The organism is Pseudomonas sp. P8_229 (genome assembly GCF_034008635.1).
Lineage (GTDB): Bacteria > Pseudomonadota > Gammaproteobacteria > Pseudomonadales > Pseudomonadaceae > Aquipseudomonas.
Genome location: NZ_CP125378.1, coordinates 4,200,171 through 4,215,815 on the forward strand (window position 1 = coordinate 4,200,171; position 15,645 = coordinate 4,215,815).

Below are 15,645 nucleotides of genomic sequence, written 5' to 3' on the forward strand. Positions count from 1 at the left end.
CTTGATTGGCCTTGTGACGTCTTGTCGAATGTTTTGCCCGCGGGGGCGGGTGCTGCGCCTTTTCCTGTCACTCGTCGACTTTTCAAACAGAACCCTGGAGCCTGCCCACTGATTTGAGAGGTGCCCCATGAGTCTGCTGCTCGAACCCTTTACCCTTCGCCAACTGACCCTGCCCAATCGCATCGCCGTCTCGCCGATGTGCCAGTACTCCAGCGTCGACGGTCTGGCCAACGACTGGCATCTGGTGCACCTGGGCAGCCGTGCGGTGGGCGGCGCCGGCCTGGTTTTCACCGAGGCTACGGCGGTCACGGCCGACGGGCGGATCACCGCCGAAGACCTCGGTTTATGGAATGACGAACAGATCGAACCGCTGCAACGCATCACCCGTTTCATCACCGCCCAGGGCGCTGTCGCCGGCATTCAACTGGCCCACGCCGGGCGCAAGGCCAGCACCCATCGGCCTTGGCTCGGCAAACATGGCAGCGTCAAGTTGGACGATGGCGGCTGGACCCCGGTCGGGCCGTCGCCGATTGCTTTCGACCCGCAACACACTCAACCGAAACAACTCGATGAAGGGCAGATCGGCGAAGTCATTCAGGCATTTGTCGATGCCGCACAACGCGCACTGAAGGCGGGTTTCAGTGTGGTTGAGGTGCACGCGGCGCATGGCTATCTGTTGCATCAGTTTCTTTCGCCGCTGAGCAATCAGCGCCGCGATCAATACGGTGGCTCGTTTGAAAACCGCATTCGGCTGGTGCTGCAAGTCACCGAAGCCGTTCGTGAGGTCTGGCCGGAGGAATTACCGGTGTTCGTCCGGGTGTCGGCCACCGACTGGGTTGAAGACGGCTGGAACCCGGATGAAACCGTGGAGCTGGCGCGCCGCCTCAAGGCACTGGGAGCGGATCTGATAGACGTCTCCTCCGGTGGTACCGCCGCCAACGCCGAGATTCCTGTGGGGCCGGGTTATCAGACGCGCTTCGCCGAACGGGTGCGCAAGGAATCAGGCATCGCCACCGGCACCGTCGGCATGATTACCGAGCCGGCGCAGGCCGAGCACATTCTGCGCACCTGCCAGGCCGACATCATCTTCCTCGCCCGTGAACTGCTACGCGACCCGTACTGGCCGCTGCACGCCGACGATGATCTGGGCGGGCGCAAAGCGGTGTGGCCGGCGCAGTATCAGCGCGCGACTCATCGGGATCAGCCGATTCATGAGTCTGATTTGCGCGATTGAATCGGTTGCGGTAAAGCAAAAAGCCCCGGTCAGTGATGGCCGGGGCTTTGTTTTGTCTGCTGAATGTTGTTTTGCCTGGGGCCTCCTTCGCGAGCAGGCTCGCTCCCATATTGGATCATGCCGGTCATGACTTTTGTGATCGGCCGAGATCAACTGTGGGAGCGAGCCTGCTCGCGAAGAGGCCCGCCCAAACGCTAGAGAACCCTCAAGGGTACTTACGCTTATCCGGCGCCGGCGGGAAGTACTGATACAACCAGGTCTCACTCAACGTGCGATCGTTGGTGCGGATAAACAACCGCAGCTCCACCGGCTCAACGCTGTCATTGGTCGGATACCAGTCGAACAGGATCCGGTGACCCTTGATGTCATCGAGCACCAGCACGCTGAAGTCCTGCACCTTGCCATTGGAGCAAGTGACCACCGGTTCGATCCCGGTGCCCTGCGGCAGGCGATCCAGGCCGCCACCGGTGAAGTCCACGGCAAAGCGACGGGCCCAGACCGGCGGGTAATGTTCGCCCGGTGCCCAGCCTTCGACGAATCCACCCATGCCTGAACGAGTCGCGTGCACCCGCGCCAGCGGCGTGCCGACCGGCGGCAGCGCACTCCAGTAGAGCTTGTAGCCGTAGTTCAGCGAGTCGCCGGCGGCCACTGGTTTTTTCGGCGTCCAGAACGCGACGATGTTGTCGAGGGTCTCGCCGGTGGTTGGAATTTCCAGCAGATCGATGGAGCCCTCGCCCCACGCGGTGGTCGGTTCGACCCACAGGCTCGGGCGCTTGCTGTACCAGTCGACGGTGTCCTGATAGTTGGCAAACTCGTGGTCGGTCTGCACCAGACCGAAGCCCTTCGGATCGGTGTCGGCGAATGCGTTGAACTGCAGGGTCGCCGGGTTGTTCAGCGGGCGGCAGATCCACTCACCGTTACCACGCCACATCGCCAGGCGATCGGAGTCGTGGATCTGCGGGTGAATGGTGTCGCACATGCGGCGTTCGTGGGTGCCGCAGCTGAACATGCTGGTCATCGGCGCGATGCCCAGTTGTTCGATGGCGGTTCGCGCGTTGATGTGGGCGTCGATCTCCATCACCACGCGCTCGGCCTGGCAATCGATGTCGAAGCGGTACGCACCGGTGGCGCTCGGCGAGTCGAGCAGCGCATAGACCACAAAGCGGGTGGCGTTCTGCTCCGGAGTTTCGAACCAGAACTTGGTGAAGTCAGGGAACTCTTCGCGCTTTTTCGCGTAGGTGTCGACGGCCAGGCCGCGAGCGGAGAGGCCATATTGGCCAGTCGCATCCACTGCACGGAAATAACTGGCACCGAGGAAAGACACTACGTCATGGCGATCCAGTTCCGGCGCCTTGAACAGCTTGAAGCCGGCAAACCCCAGGTCGCCCTTGAGCTGCTGGGTATCGACCGAGGTGTTCTCGTAATTGAACAGCGTCGGGCGGAAATGCACCTCGCGCGCGGTGCGGGTCTTCGGATCGACGCTGTACATGCGCACCGGCTGGCGGAAACCCATGCCGACGTGGAAGAACTGCACGTCCAGCTGACCCTTGTTCTCTTTCCACAGCGAATGATCGCCGTCGTAGCGGATCGCGTTGAAATTCTGCGGGGTCATGGTCGCCAGAGTCGGCGGCAGCACCTGTTTGGTGTCCTGATAAGCCGAGCCGGCCAGTTGCTTGGCCTGGCGCTTGAGCGCTTCGAAGTCGAAGGCCTGCGCTTCACCGTCGGCGGCACCGCCAGAGGCGGCCCAGGCGCGCGCGGCGAGCAGGCCTGAGGCGGAAAGGCCGGTGTAAGCCGCAATGGCCATGGACGCTTTGAGCAAATTCCTGCGGTGCATAGATACAACCTGTCGTGGACAATCCCGCGCCGTTCCTGGCACGTACTGGATCAGAAATTACGGTTCGGACAAGCCTTCGGCCAAACGCTACGGACTATAAACAGATGCCGGCTAGCTTAAACGGTTCGCTCGCCGAGCAAAATTCGTTGATTCACAGTGACAGAGTGTCAATGAAACAAGACATGTCGGTTAAAAATCTGACAGGGCGTTCTGATTTATACGGCATATCTGCTTTTTTCGACTAATTACTCTAAAAACCGCTTTTCAGCGCCGATTTAATTTCTATTCTATGGGCATGACCGGTGTTGACCGGTAGGGCACACGGCGCTGCTGTAAGGGGCAGGGCGATGTGGTGGTTTAGCAATTCTTTGAAGTATTGAAGGACATCGTCCATGGCAAAAATACAAGGGATCACCGACATGTTGGGCATCTTTCCCTGCCTCGGCAGCGGCCGCAAAAGGCGTCGGCTCAGCTCTGACGAAGTGAAGCTGGTTGAGCGATATCGGGAGCTTTCGGAGAACGACCGGATTGCGATGCGGTATCTGGTGGATGCGATGCGGAGTGTTTCGCGATTTTGAGTGAGGTGTGAAGTAACCAGCCGTCCTTTACGGCTGGTTCACCAATCCCGCGATCGTTCTGCCCGCTGGTGCAGAACACGAAGTATTTGAATGCGTCCGTGCATCAATCGGTAGGGAGCAATGAATGGATAGCGAGTGATCACCAACTCTCGAATATCGGGGGCGACCGACGGCCGCCCTGATCCCGGAAATTGTTCAAGTTGATGAAATGTTTTAAGAATCGAATCGATGATTTCTAAGGAGCCCTCTGAACCTAAAAGGCCTTGGTAGTGCTCATGGATAACATCGAGATCATTTTCAGCCCTTTTTGTCAGTACTACGTTCGGCACGTTTTGCCCACTTAGCCTTCACGGCATCCAGATCGGTGAGATTTCCAGCATCGGCATCTGCGATACCTTCGCTGATAGCTTGTAGATGCCATGACTCGGCCTCTACGTATCGAACCAGTGCACGCTTGAGATGGTATTGACGGTCTCTGTCCGTTGCCGCAGCCAGTTCATCCAGCTGCTGTGCCAACAATTCTTCGACGCGGAAAGATAGAACTGGCGAGGCCATGTCAGAATTCCTATGTATACGTTGTAAACGACGTAAACACCCTAGGCTGCTGCCAGAGCTTCGTCAACCGGTGAGCGTGCGACAGTCCAAGAAAACTGTAGCGGTCCATAATGGAACGAAGCGTCGAGATGTGTTGCGAAATGCTTGGCGCAACACTCTGACGTCAGAATCGACGCCAGAGATATACCGGTTTTGACGAGGATTTAGTTACAAGTCCCCTGAACCGGATACGGCCGCTGGCCGCGCATCAACTCTGGTACATCCCGCCATTTGACCCACGCCTGCTGCTGCCAGTGCAGCAGCGGCACGGTGACGCCTGCCCAGTGCATCGAACTCAGACTTGGGTGGTTTTCCACTGGACTTGAATGGGTTTCACGCAGCATTGGGATGACTTCATGGCTCAACCACTGGCGCAGGTGACGGTTTTCCGGGACGAAGTGATGGACGAGCAGGGCGAACAGGCCGGACTCGCTGACCATCGCGCAATCGATGATTTCGCCGTCCCGACGCAGAAGGACATGGCGACGCTGATCGGGATCGAGTTTCAGGGTGAGGCGTTCGTTCAGGGGGTAACCCATCAAGCGACCGAGATCTTGCACGCAGAACCAGGCTTCGTGGTCTTGCATGAAGGCGTGGAGGAAGCGGTTGTGGCGGGTGAAGGCGGTGGGGGTGAAGTGCGTTGAAGGTGGATTCTGGATTTGCGTAGACATGTAGTGACTTCCGTTTCGAGTTGGAAAGTCGCCACCAATTCTTCGAAAAATTGGGTGGCGAGCCGAGTGGCGTTCGAAGTCGGGTTACTTCCTGTCGAAACGGTAAAGCCGGAAGGCCCGCGCCACACGGCCCGCCATAAAGCAGAACTGAAGTTGTGAAAAAGCCGCAGTTCAATGGAGGGCATGCAAGCACCGTTTTGACAGTTTCCGGCTTCGACCCCGGATCGCTGAATTAACAGCGACGGGATAAAGCCTATCGGTCAGGCGCTTGCGGCGACAAGTCTACCCTTTCGCCACACATCGTAGGAAATGGGGCTTTTTCAGGCAGGCTGTGTCTGTAGGAAATGCCTGTTTTTTTTGATTCCGCTGCTAAACCATCCCTGCACCGAAGATTTTCCTTTATGAGTTAGCAATCGGGAAAAGGGAGAAGCAATTCTGTGAGCAAAGATGAAGCGAAGGGTAAAAAGAGAAAGGTGATCGATCTGGATCGCTTCGAAGCTGTTAGAGGTAAAGCCGATATCAAATGGCGTACTGATGAATTGATGACAGTGCTTCGAGGAGACCCCGGAATCAAATCTCGATTCCGGGGTGATTCTTCTTAGCGACTCACCTTCCAAGCATCCCCAGCCGGCGCCTTGCCATGGTCATACGGCTTGCCAATCCACATGTAAACCAGCCCCAAGCCAATCACGATCGCCGTGCTCAACACCATCGCATAGTTCACATACCACGCCGCATCCGGCGTGCGTGGCCAGGCCATGTTGATGATTGCGCCAACACCGTACACCAGCGCGCCGATGTTCACCGGCCAGCCCCACGCGCCGAGGGTGAATTTGCCGCTCGGCTTCCAGCCTTTGCTGCGGGCGTACAGCGCGGCCAGCACGATCATCTGGAACGCGAGGTAGATGCCGATGGCGGCGAAGCTGACGATGGTCGCCACCGCGTCTTGCAGGAAGAAGCCAAGGGCGATGATCAGCGCAGGCAGGACGCCGGAGACGAACAGCGCAGCAACCGGCACTTGGGTTGTAGGAGAAATCTTTTTCAGCAGTCGGCTGCCGATGACCATTTCGTCGCGAGCGTAGGAATACAGCAGACGGCTCGCTGCGGCCTGCAGGCTGATGACGCAGGAGATGAAGGAAATCATCACCACGCCCATCACCATTTTCGAACCGACCGGGCCGAAGGCGTTGTTGAGGATGGTGGTGACCGGGTCTTTGTCGGTGCCGTTGATTACGGCTTGCATGTCCGGCACGGCGAGGATCAGTGCCAGGCAGGCGAACATTGCCGCGATGCCGCCGATGTAGATGGTCATGCGCATGGCCACCGGGATTTTTGCGCTGGGGTTCGGGGTTTCTTCGGCGACGTCGCCGCAGGCCTCGAAGCCGTAGTAGAGGAACATCCCCGCCAGCGAGGCGGTGAGGAAGGCCGGCAGGTACGAGCCGTCAACGCTGATGTCGAAGGTGTTGAACAGCACGCTCAGTGGCTGGTGACGTTCGAAGATCAGCAGGTACACACCGACGATCACCGCGCCGACCAACTCGCAGAGAAAACCGAACATGGCAATGCGCGCCAGCACTTTGGTGCCGCTCAGATTGACCAGCGTGGCGAACAGCGTCAGCACCAGGGCGATGACGATGTTGGTGTTGTTGCTCGGCTCAAAGCCCATCATGGCGGCCAGATACGGGCCGGCGCCCACTGCGACAGCAGCGATGGTCACGCACAGGGCGATGGAGTAGATCCAGCCGACCATCCACGCCCATTTCTTGCCCACCAGACGCCGCGCCCACGGATAAACGCCGCCGGAAATCGGAAACTGCGAGACCACTTCACCGAAGATCAGGCACACCAGCAATTGGCCGCAACCGACCAGCAAGTACGCCCAGAACATCGGTGGCCCGCCGGCAGCCAGGCACAGGCCGAACAGGGTATAAACCCCTACGACCGGTGACAGATAAGTGAAGCCGAGGGCGAAGTTTTCCCACAGGCTCATGCTGCGGTTGAAGTTGGAGGTGTAGCCCAGTTTGCGCAGTTGTTCGGCATCGCTGTCGGCAACGGCTGCGGCGAGATCGGGTGAGGAACTCATGTGTGTTTGCTCCGTGAAATCGGCAGATTTCGGATGGCCGAGGCCGTGGCGGGGCTTTGCGGGCGCCGCCCGGTTCGGTGGTTATTGTTTTGGGATCCTGGTGGTGCGTAATGCCGGTTTCTGCCTTGAAGCCGGAGTTGACGCCATCGCGAGCAGGCTCACTCCTACAGGTTGAAATGCGATCCCTTGTAGGAGTGAGCCTGCTCGCGATGCTTTTTAATGCTTGAACATCACATGCCGAACCGTGGTGTAGTCCTCCAGCCCATACATGGACATGTCCTTCCCGTAACCGGACAATTTCTGACCGCCATGGGGCATTTCGCTGACAAGCATGAAGTGCGTATTCACCCATGTGCAGCCGTACTGCAGACGTGCCGACATGCGATGCGCGCGTCCTACATCTGCCGTCCACACAGAGGACGCGAGGCCGTAGTCCGAATCGTTGGCCCATTCCAGCGCCTGCGCTTCATCGGTGAACCTGGTCACCGAAACCACCGGCCCAAACACTTCGCGACGAACGATCTCGTCGTCCTGCTGGGCATCGGCCAGCACGGTCGGTTCAAAGAAGAAGCCGTTACCGTCAACAGCCTTGCCACCGGTGATCAAACGAATATGCGGCTGCGCCACGGCGCGCTCGACAAACCCGGCAACACGGTCGCGATGCTGCGCGGTGATCAGTGGCCCCAACTCGGTGGACGGATCATCCTGCAAGCCGTACTTGATGCTGCTGACCGCCGCGCCGAGCTTCTCGACGAACGTGTCGTAGATGCCTTGCTGCGCATAGATCCGGCAGGCAGCGGTGCAGTCCTGGCCGGCGTTGTAGAAACCAAAGGTGCGAATGCCTTCAACCGCCGCGTCGATATCGGCGTCATCGAAGATGATCACCGGCGCCTTGCCGCCCAGTTCCATGTGCATGCGTTTGACGCTGTCGGCAGTGCTGGAAATGATGTTCGAACCGGTGGCAATCGAGCCGGTCAGTGAAACCATGCGCACTTTCGGGTGGGTCACCAATGGGCTGCCAACGGTAAGACCCCGACCGAACACCAGATTGAGCACACCTGCCGGGAAAATTTCCGACGCCAGTTCGGCCAGACGCAACGCGGTCAGCGGGGTTTGTTCCGACGGCTTGAGCACCACGGTATTACCGGCAGCCAGCGCCGGGGCGATTTTCCAGGCGACCATCATCAGTGGGTAGTTCCACGGCGCGATGGAGGCGATCACGCCCACCGGGTCGCGACGGATCATCGAGGTGTGGCCGGGCAGGTATTCGCCAGCGGCCGAACCGCTCATGCAACGGCTGGCGCCGGCGAAGAAACGGAACACGTCGGCAATCGCCGGGATCTCGTCATTCAACGCGGCGCTGTAGGGTTTGCCGCAGTTGGCGGATTCGAGTTTCGCCAGTTCCTCGCCATGAGCTTCGATGGCGTCGGCGAGTTTGAGCAGCAGCAGCGAGCGGTCTTTCGGTGTGGTTTGCGACCACTCGGCAAAAGCATTGTCGGCGGCACGCACGGCGGCATCGACCTGGGCTTCGCTGGCTTCGTTGATTTCCACCAACACTTCACCGAGCGAAGGGTTGAGCACCGGTTGGGCGGGGCCTTCGCCGTTGACCAGGTGGCCGTTGATCAAGAGTCTGGTTTGCATGGTTTTGTCCTCACTAACACTTTTATTGTTCTGCCGAAACCGGATTGAAACTGTGGGAGCGGGCTTGCTCGCGAAAGCGGTGGGTCAGCCGACATCAACGTCGAATGTCATGGCCTCTTCGCGAGCAAGCCCGCTCCCACATTTCGATCCGGTTCCTCCCGTAATCTATTTACCGCCACTGCCGGCGACGCTCTCGCCACCGCGCGTCAGGTAATACGCGCCGAGGATCGGCAGCATGGTCACCATCATTACCAGCATGGCGACGACGTTGGTCACCGGCACATCCCGTGGGCGGCTCAGTTGATTGAGCAGCCACAGCGGCAACGTGCGTTCGTGGCCGGCGGTAAACGTGGTGACGATGATTTCGTCGAACGACAGCGCAAACGCCAACATGCCGCCGGCCAGCAACGCCGAGCCGAGGTTCGGCAAGATGATGTAGCGGAAGGTCTGCCAGCCATCGGCGCCGAGGTCCATCGAGGCCTCGATCAAACTGTGCGAAGTGCGGCGCAGGCGGGCGATGACGTTGTTGTAGACGATCACCACGCAGAAGGTCGCGTGGCCGACGATGATGGTGAACATCCCCGGCTCGATCCCCAGCGTCTTGAACGTCGCCAGCAGGGCGATCCCGGTGATGATCCCCGGCAACGCAATCGGCAAGATCAGCATCAGCGAAATGCCCTGTTTACCGAAGAAATCCCGGCGGTACAGCGCTGCCGAAGCCAGCGTGCCGAGCACCATCGCAATCAATGTAGCGATGGCTGCGATCTGCAGTGACAGCTTGATCGCCTCCAGCACATCCGGCCGCGAAAACGCCACGCTGAACCAGTGCAACGTGAAGCCCTTCGGCGGAAAGCTGAACGCGGCTTCTTCAGTGTTGAAGGCGTAAAGGAAGATGATCAGGATCGGGAAGTGCAAAAATACCAACCCGCCCCAGGCTGCGATTTTTAAGCCCAGTGAGGCCTGCCCTTGTGATGAAGAGTCAGAGCGCATCGAAAGCCCCCAGACGTTTGACGATGGACAGGTAAACCGCGATCAGCACAATCGGCACCAGCGTGAACGCCGCCGCCATCGGCATGTTGCCAATCGCCCCTTGCTGCGCATAAACCATGCTGCCGACGAAGTAGCCCGGCGGCCCGACCAGTTGCGGCACGATGAAGTCGCCCAGGGTCAGCGAAAAAGTGAAAATCGAACCTGCCGCAATCCCGGGAATCGACAGCGGCAGAATCACCTGCATGAAGGTCTGGCGCGGCTTGGCGCCGAGGTCGGCAGAGGCCTGCAACAGCGATGGCGGCAGACGTTCCAGCGACGCCTGAATCGGCAGGATCATGAACGGCAGCCAGATGTAGACAAACACCATGAAGCGCCCCAGGTGCGAGGTCGACAAGGTGCTGCCACCCACGCCGGGAATCCCCAGAATGAACTGCAGCACCGGCTCCAGCCCCAGATGCTGCACAAACCATTGCGCCACGCCGCCCTTGGCCAACAGCAACGTCCACGCATACGCCTTGACGATGTAACTGGCCCACATCGGCATCATCACTGCGATGTAGAAAAACGCCTTGGTTTTGCCGGTGGTGTAGCGCGCCATGTAGTAGGCGATCGGGAAGGCGACGATGGCGCTGGCGAGCGACACGACGATGGCCATGCTCAGCGTGCGCAGGATGATGTCGAAGTTCGACGGCTGAAACAGCGCGGCAAAATTCGCCAGGGTCAGGTCCGGGGTGACCGCCATGGTGAAGTCGTCAAAGGTGTAGAAGCCCTGCCACAACAGCACCAGCAGCGAGCCGAGATAGATCGCGCCGAACCACAGCAGTGGCGGCACCAGCAGCATCGATAGATAAAGGTTCGGCTTGCGATAGAGCAGGTTGGAAAACCGGCGCAAGGGCGGCGAAGGCGTCATCGCGAGCGTGTTCATGTCACACCCCGCTCGCCACAGTGTCGTGCAGCGGGATCATCGCTTCCCGTGCCCAACGCGCGCTCAGACGCTGGCCGGTCTGGTGCTGTGCGCTGCTGTCGATCCACTGACTGTTGGCGTGGCTGATGCTCAGGGTCTGGCCGTTTTCCAGCTTCAATTCATAGCGCGTGGCGCTGCCCTGATATTGAATGTCGTGGAGCAGGCCGCTGACTTCGATTTCGTGGCTGGCCAGCGGGCCTTCGGCGAAACGCACGTGTTCCGGGCGGATCGAAAATGGCTGCGGGTGACCGCTGATTTGGCGGGCCAGATCGCCGCGAATTACGTTCGAGGTGCCGACGAATTCAGCGACGAACGTGGTGGTCGGTTTCATGTACAGATTGCGCGGGGTGTCGACCTGTTCGATACGGCCCTTGTTGAACACCGCCACGCGATCCGACATCGACAGCGCTTCGGTCTGATCGTGGGTGACGAAGATGAAGGTGATGCCGAGCTGGCGTTGCAGCTTCTTCAGTTCGCTTTGCATTTGCTCGCGCAGTTTCAGGTCGAGGGCGCCGAGCGGCTCGTCGAGCAGCAGCACCCGTGGGCGATTGACCAGCGCACGGGCGAGGGCGACACGCTGGCGCTGACCGCCGGACAACTGCACCGGTTTGCGGGCGCCGTAGCCGCCGAGGGCGACCATGTCCAACGCCTCTTCGGCACGCTTGTGACGCTCGGTTTTGCCGATGCCCTTGACCTTCAAACCGTAGGCGACGTTGTCGAGGACGTTCATGTGCGGGAATAGCGCGTAGTCCTGAAACACCGTGTTGACGTCACGTTGATACGGCGGCAAACCGGCCGCTTCGGCGCCGTGAATTCGGATCGAGCCGGCGCTCGGTTGTTCGAAACCGGCAATCAGACGCAGGCAGGTGGTTTTGCCCGAGCCGGAAGGGCCGAGCATGGAAAAGAACTCGCCGTCCTGGATATCGATGGAAACCCGGTCAACGGCCTTCACCTCGCCGAACTGCCGGGAAACGTTGGTGAACTGGACTGCAAGCGTCATGGTGCGGTGCTCCAAAAAGGCGCGGGCCGTCGCAGCGGCCCTGCCTGGACTTCTTTCGAATGATCGTTCCCACGCTCTGCGTGGGAATGCAGCCTGTGACGCTCTGCGTCACCTCGTGCAAATGGACGCGGAGCGTCCGGTGATGCATTCCCACACGGAGCGTGGGAACGATCGGCATCTAACGGTGAATGCGATCCGCTTTTAGCTCCCTCTCCCCCAGGGGGGCGAGGGGGAAAGGGAGCTCGACCGAGTTGCTCCCGGGCTTAACGGCCGCCCATGATCGCGATGTAATCCTGGGTCCAGCGGCTGTACGGCACGAACTTGCCGCCTTCAGCCTGCGGGGTTTTCCAGAAGGCGATCTTGTCGAACTGGTCGAAACCGTTGGTCTTGCAGCCCTCGGCGCCGAGCAGTTCGCTCGCCTTGCACGCTGCCGGCACTGCTGGCAACGAACCAAACCACGCCGCCACATCGCCCTGGACTTTCGGTTTCAGCGACCAGTCCATCCACTTGTAGGCGCAGTTCGGGTGCTTGGCCTCGGCGTGCAGCATGGTGGTGTCGGCCCAGCCAGTGGCGCCTTCTTTCGGAATGGTCGAGGCAATCGGCTGCTTCTCGTTGATCAAACCGTTGACCTGATACGGCCAGGCGCTGGAGGCGACCACGCCTTCGTTCTTGAAGTCGCTCATCTGTACCGTGGTGTCGTGCCAGTAGCGGTGGATCAGCGGCTGCTGCGCGCGCAACAGATCAAGCACGGCGTTGTACTGGGCTTCAGTCAGTTGATACGGATCCTTGATCCCCAGTTCAGGCTTGGCAGTCTTCAGGTACAGCGCCGCATCGGCGATGTAGATCGGCCCGTCATAGGCCTGCACGCGGCCCTTGTTCGGCTTGCCGTCGGGGAAGTTCTGCGCGTCGAACAGCACGTTCCAGCTGGTCGGCGGCGTCTTGAACACGTTGGTGTTGTACATCAACACGTTCGGGCCCCACTGGTACGGGGTGCCGTAGGTCTGCTTGTTGACCACGTACCACGGCGCGTCTTTCAGGCGCGGGTCGAGGGTGTTCCAGTTCGGGATCAACGCGGTGTTGATCGGTTGCACGCGCTTGCCGACGATCAACCGCAACGACGCATCGCCCGAAGCGGTGACCAGGTCGTAACCGCCCTTGGCCATCAGGCTGACCATTTCGTCCGAGGTGGCGGCTGTCTTCACGTTGACCTTGCAGCCGGTTTCCTGCTCGAAACCGGTCACCCAGTCGTAAGCCTTGTCGCTCTCGCCACGTTCGATGTAACCCGGCCAGGCCACGATATCCAGCTGACCTTCGCCGGCGCCGACAGCCTTCAGCGGCTCGGCTGCTTGCAGGCTGGCGCTGGCCAGCAGGGCCGTGGTGATTGCACTGAACAGTGCGGTCTTGTGCACGAACATGGTTGAACCCTCTTCTTTAAATTATGGTCGGGGCAGTTGTGAACGCGGTGAAGCATGCCGTTGGCGGCTTGTTATTAGCGTAGTCAGAGATGCTGGCCGTGGCGGGCCATGATGTGCCGCACCACGCTGTAGTCCTGCAGCGAATCACTGGATAAGTCTTTGCCGTAACCCGAACGTTTCAGGCCACCGTGAGGCATTTCGCTGACCAGCATGAAATGGCTGTTGATCCAGGTGCAGCCGTACTGCAAGCGCGCGGCGACCTGCATTGCCTTGTCCAGATTCTGCGTCCACACCGAGGAGGCCAGGCCGTATTCGGAGTCGTTGGCCCAGTCCACGGCTTGCGCGAGTTCGTCGAAACGGGTCACGGTAACCACTGGGCCGAATACTTCGCGCTGGACGATCTCATCAGTCTGTTTGCAACCGGCCAGCAACGTCGGCTGGTAGAAGAACCCGGCGCCGGAATGCACCGCCGCGCCTGTCACCCGCTCGATGTGCGGCTGGCCGAGGGCGCGCTCGACGAAACTGGCGACGCGGTCGCGTTGGCGGGTGCTGATCAGCGGGCCGATCTCGTTGTCGGCGTCGCGCTTGCCGGCGAAGCGCAGGCTGCTGACCGCTGCGCCGAGCTCGGCGACCAGTTTGTCGTGAATGCCTGCTTGCGCGTAGATCCGGCACGCAGCGGTGCAGTCCTGTCCGGCGTTGTAGTAACCGTAGGTGCGCACACCGTCGACCACCACTTGGATGTCGGCATCGTTGCAGACGATTACCGGGGCTTTGCCGCCGAGTTCCAGGTGTGTGCGTTTGAGGGTTTTCGCCGCGGCTTGAAGGATTTTCTGCCCGGTGACGATATCGCCGGTCAGCGAAACCATGCGCACTTTTGCGTGGCCGACCAGATGGCTGCCGACGCCTTCACCGCCACCGCAAATGATGTTGATCACCCCGCGTGGCAGGATCTCGGCGAGCGCTGGCGCCAGTGCGAGGATCGACAGCGGCGTGTGTTCCGAAGGCTTGAACACCAGGGTGTTGCCGGCGGCGAGGGCCGGGGCGATTTTCCACGCGGCCATCATGATTGGGTAGTTCCACGGCGCAATCGAGGCCACCACGCCAATTGGGTCACGACGCACCATGCTGGTGTAACCCGGCAGGTATTCGCCGCTGAGCTGGCCGGTCTGGCAGCGTACGGCACCGGCAAAGAAGCGGAACACGTCAACGGTGGCGGTCAGATCGTCCTGCCGCGCGAGGTGCAGCGGCTTGCCGCAATTCAGCGCTTCGAGGCGGGCAAGATGGTCGGCGTGTTTTTCGACAGCATTGGCGATCTCCAGCAGCAGATTGGAGCGTTGTTGCGGCGTGGTGCGCGACCAGTCGGCAAAGGCGCGGTGGGCGGCGAGGATCGCGGTTTCGACCTGCTCGGTGCTGGCCTCGGCGATGTGCGTGAGGATTTCACCGGTGGCCGGGTTGAGGATCGGTTCGACAAAACCTTGCCCGGCGACCAGTTCGCCGTCGATCAGCAACGCGGTACACATCGGGGTCTGCACGCCAGCCATTTTCCGTGATCTCTTTTCTTGTGTGGTCATTGTTGCTCCCGTGCCTGGGAGCCGACCGTCTTATAGATGCAGCAAGACTAGTGCGCGGCTCCGGGGTCGACAAATTCTAAATACTGAAGGTGGCATTCGATTAAATAGATGGCTTGCGTCCGCCGTGAGGCTGCTCGCGGGCCACGGTCAGGAATGGATCGACCAGAGCGGGCCGCGCAGTGCCACGGCGCCAGGCCAGGCCGACGTCGAGGGTCTGGTTGAGGTCGGCGATTGGCCGCGCTTCGATGATGTCGCCCTCCAGTGACCACGGGCGATAAGTCATGTCCGGCTGGATCGACACGCCCAGCCCCGCCGCGACCAGGCTACGTACCGCTTCGGTCGAGGCCGTGCGCAAAGTGATCTTCGGTTGCAGCCCGGCGCCGCGCCACAGGCGTTGGGCGTTGCGATCCATCTCGTCGACGTTCAATTGAATCAGCGGTTCGCGAGCGACATCGGCGAGGTTGATGCTGTCGTGTTCCAGCAGCGGATGCTGGGCCGGCAGCCACAAGCGGTGCGGCGAGTGGGTCAGCACTTCGGTCTGCAAGGCGTGACGGTCTTCGAGGTTGGAGAGGATCAACACGCCGACATCGATCTCGCCGCTGACCAACAGATGCTCGATGTAGGGCCGTTCGTCTTCCATCACCCGGATTTCCACGTTGGGGTAGGCGCGCTGGAATCGGGTGAGCAGATCGGCGAGGTAATAACCGGCCACCAGACTGGTCACCCCGACGATCAACTGCCCGGCGAACTGATCAGTGCTTTGTTGCAGGCTGCGCTTGGCGTTATCCACGGTGGCCAGAATCAAGTGCGCCTGACGCAGGAATTGATGCCCTTGGTGGGTCAGGGTCATGCCCTTGGCGTGGCGGCTGAACAGGCTGACGCCGATTTCCTCTTCCAGTTGCTGGATCGCCAGAGTCAGGGTCGATTGGGAAATGAACGCGGTTTGTGCGGCGGCGGAAATCGAGCCGGTCTCGGCCACCGCGATGAAGTGACGGATCTGACGCAGGGTCATCATGAGAGGGTACCCGGTGGGCTGTTTTTATCGATTGGCCTGAGTGTATATCTATTTT

General features: G+C 60.2%; 15 protein-coding genes. 3 read left to right on the forward strand and 12 right to left on the reverse strand.

The window, feature by feature from the left end:
- Positions 1 to 127 precede the first annotated feature (127 nt).
- Positions 128 to 1,234: an NADH:flavin oxidoreductase/NADH oxidase gene (locus tag QMK55_RS18840; protein ID WP_320329732.1), complete on the forward strand. Its 1,107-nt coding sequence runs from the start codon at positions 128 to 130 to the stop codon at positions 1,232 to 1,234.
- Positions 1,235 to 1,439: 205 nt separating this feature from the next.
- Here QMK55_RS18840 and QMK55_RS18845 read toward each other — a convergent pair whose 3' ends face one another.
- Positions 1,440 to 3,068: a glucan biosynthesis protein D gene (locus QMK55_RS18845; RefSeq protein WP_320329733.1), complete on the reverse strand. Its 1,629-nt coding sequence runs from the start codon at positions 3,066 to 3,068 to the stop codon at positions 1,440 to 1,442.
- Between the two features lie 392 nt (positions 3,069 to 3,460).
- On the opposite strand from QMK55_RS18845, the gene QMK55_RS18850 reads away from it, so the two are divergent.
- Positions 3,461 to 3,646, forward strand: a complete 186-nt coding sequence (locus QMK55_RS18850) for a hypothetical protein (protein WP_007908956.1) — start codon at positions 3,461 to 3,463, stop codon at positions 3,644 to 3,646.
- Positions 3,647 to 3,684: 38 nt separating this feature from the next.
- On the opposite strand, the gene QMK55_RS18855 is transcribed toward QMK55_RS18850, so the two are convergent.
- The 3 genes from QMK55_RS18855 to QMK55_RS18865 all read right to left on the reverse strand — a co-directional run bounded on the left by QMK55_RS18855 (position 3,685) and on the right by QMK55_RS18865 (position 4,911).
- Positions 3,685 to 3,975: a type II toxin-antitoxin system RelE/ParE family toxin gene (locus QMK55_RS18855; RefSeq protein ID WP_320329734.1), complete on the reverse strand. Its 291-nt coding sequence runs from the start codon at positions 3,973 to 3,975 to the stop codon at positions 3,685 to 3,687.
- Positions 3,944 to 4,201: a CopG family ribbon-helix-helix protein gene (locus tag QMK55_RS18860; RefSeq protein ID WP_129389643.1), complete on the reverse strand. Its 258-nt coding sequence runs from the start codon at positions 4,199 to 4,201 to the stop codon at positions 3,944 to 3,946. The genes QMK55_RS18855 and QMK55_RS18860 overlap by 32 nt, the downstream gene beginning before the upstream one ends.
- A gap of 203 nt (positions 4,202 to 4,404) precedes the next feature.
- Entirely contained in the window at positions 4,405 to 4,911 is a 507-nt protein-coding gene (locus QMK55_RS18865) for a Bro-N domain-containing protein (protein ID WP_320329735.1), read from the reverse strand.
- Between the two features lie 437 nt (positions 4,912 to 5,348).
- On the opposite strand from QMK55_RS18865, the gene QMK55_RS18870 reads away from it, so the two are divergent.
- Positions 5,349 to 5,513, forward strand: coding sequence for a hypothetical protein (locus tag QMK55_RS18870; RefSeq protein WP_160056119.1), 165 nt, complete (start codon positions 5,349 to 5,351; stop codon positions 5,511 to 5,513).
- Here QMK55_RS18870 and QMK55_RS18875 read toward each other — a convergent pair.
- The 8 genes from QMK55_RS18875 to QMK55_RS18910 form a co-directional block, all read right to left on the reverse strand.
- On the reverse strand, positions 5,510 to 6,994 hold the full coding sequence (locus QMK55_RS18875; protein ID WP_320329736.1) for an APC family permease: 1,485 nt from the start codon (positions 6,992 to 6,994) through the stop codon (positions 5,510 to 5,512). The genes QMK55_RS18870 and QMK55_RS18875 overlap by 4 nt on opposite strands.
- A 216-nt stretch (positions 6,995 to 7,210) precedes the next feature.
- Positions 7,211 to 8,635: a gamma-aminobutyraldehyde dehydrogenase gene (locus QMK55_RS18880; RefSeq protein WP_102357622.1), complete on the reverse strand. Its 1,425-nt coding sequence runs from the start codon at positions 8,633 to 8,635 to the stop codon at positions 7,211 to 7,213.
- A 165-nt stretch (positions 8,636 to 8,800) separates the two neighbouring features.
- Positions 8,801 to 9,625, reverse strand: a complete 825-nt coding sequence (locus QMK55_RS18885) for an ABC transporter permease (RefSeq protein WP_093436751.1) — start codon at positions 9,623 to 9,625, stop codon at positions 8,801 to 8,803.
- Positions 9,615 to 10,550 (reverse strand): ABC transporter permease, encoded by a 936-nt coding sequence (locus QMK55_RS18890; protein WP_102357623.1) that lies wholly within the window; start codon positions 10,548 to 10,550, stop codon positions 9,615 to 9,617. The genes QMK55_RS18885 and QMK55_RS18890 overlap by 11 nt, the downstream gene beginning before the upstream one ends.
- A 1-nt stretch (position 10,551) precedes the next feature.
- Positions 10,552 to 11,589: an ABC transporter ATP-binding protein gene (locus QMK55_RS18895; protein ID WP_102357624.1), complete on the reverse strand. Its 1,038-nt coding sequence runs from the start codon at positions 11,587 to 11,589 to the stop codon at positions 10,552 to 10,554.
- A 263-nt stretch (positions 11,590 to 11,852) separates the two neighbouring features.
- A complete protein-coding gene (gene ydcS, locus QMK55_RS18900; protein ID WP_102357626.1) occupies positions 11,853 to 13,004 on the reverse strand; it encodes a putative ABC transporter substrate-binding protein YdcS in 1,152 nt (383 codons plus the stop codon).
- An 83-nt stretch (positions 13,005 to 13,087) separates the two neighbouring features.
- Positions 13,088 to 14,575 (reverse strand): gamma-aminobutyraldehyde dehydrogenase, encoded by a 1,488-nt coding sequence (locus QMK55_RS18905; protein WP_102357627.1) that lies wholly within the window; start codon positions 14,573 to 14,575, stop codon positions 13,088 to 13,090.
- Between the two features lie 100 nt (positions 14,576 to 14,675).
- Complete coding sequence (locus QMK55_RS18910) at positions 14,676 to 15,590, reverse strand: LysR family transcriptional regulator (protein ID WP_320329737.1); 915 nt, start codon at positions 15,588 to 15,590, stop codon at positions 14,676 to 14,678.
- Positions 15,591 to 15,645: the final 55 nt, after the last annotated feature.

Excerpts from the sequence above, each read along its gene's own strand:
- ydcS (WP_102357626.1), bottom strand. The coding sequence starts at position 13,004 with ATGTTCGTGCACAAGACCGCACTGTTCAGTGCAATCACCACGGCCCTG.
- QMK55_RS18910 (WP_320329737.1), bottom strand. The coding sequence starts at position 15,590 with ATGATGACCCTGCGTCAGATCCGTCACTTCATCGCGGTGGCCGAGACC.
- QMK55_RS18890 (WP_102357623.1), bottom strand. The coding sequence starts at position 10,550 with ATGAACACGCTCGCGATGACGCCTTCGCCGCCCTTGCGCCGGTTTTCC.
- QMK55_RS18860 (WP_129389643.1), bottom strand. The coding sequence starts at position 4,201 with ATGGCCTCGCCAGTTCTATCTTTCCGCGTCGAAGAATTGTTGGCACAG.
- QMK55_RS18895 (WP_102357624.1), bottom strand. The coding sequence starts at position 11,589 with ATGACGCTTGCAGTCCAGTTCACCAACGTTTCCCGGCAGTTCGGCGAG.
- QMK55_RS18885 (WP_093436751.1), bottom strand. The coding sequence starts at position 9,625 with ATGCGCTCTGACTCTTCATCACAAGGGCAGGCCTCACTGGGCTTAAAA.
- QMK55_RS18850 (WP_007908956.1), top strand. The coding sequence starts at position 3,461 with ATGGCAAAAATACAAGGGATCACCGACATGTTGGGCATCTTTCCCTGC.
- QMK55_RS18840 (WP_320329732.1), top strand. The coding sequence starts at position 128 with ATGAGTCTGCTGCTCGAACCCTTTACCCTTCGCCAACTGACCCTGCCC.
- QMK55_RS18865 (WP_320329735.1), bottom strand. The coding sequence starts at position 4,911 with ATGTCTACGCAAATCCAGAATCCACCTTCAACGCACTTCACCCCCACC.
- QMK55_RS18875 (WP_320329736.1), bottom strand. The coding sequence starts at position 6,994 with ATGAGTTCCTCACCCGATCTCGCCGCAGCCGTTGCCGACAGCGATGCC.
- QMK55_RS18880 (WP_102357622.1), bottom strand. The coding sequence starts at position 8,635 with ATGCAAACCAGACTCTTGATCAACGGCCACCTGGTCAACGGCGAAGGC.
- QMK55_RS18845 (WP_320329733.1), bottom strand. The coding sequence starts at position 3,068 with ATGCACCGCAGGAATTTGCTCAAAGCGTCCATGGCCATTGCGGCTTAC.
- QMK55_RS18905 (WP_102357627.1), bottom strand. The coding sequence starts at position 14,575 with ATGACCACACAAGAAAAGAGATCACGGAAAATGGCTGGCGTGCAGACC.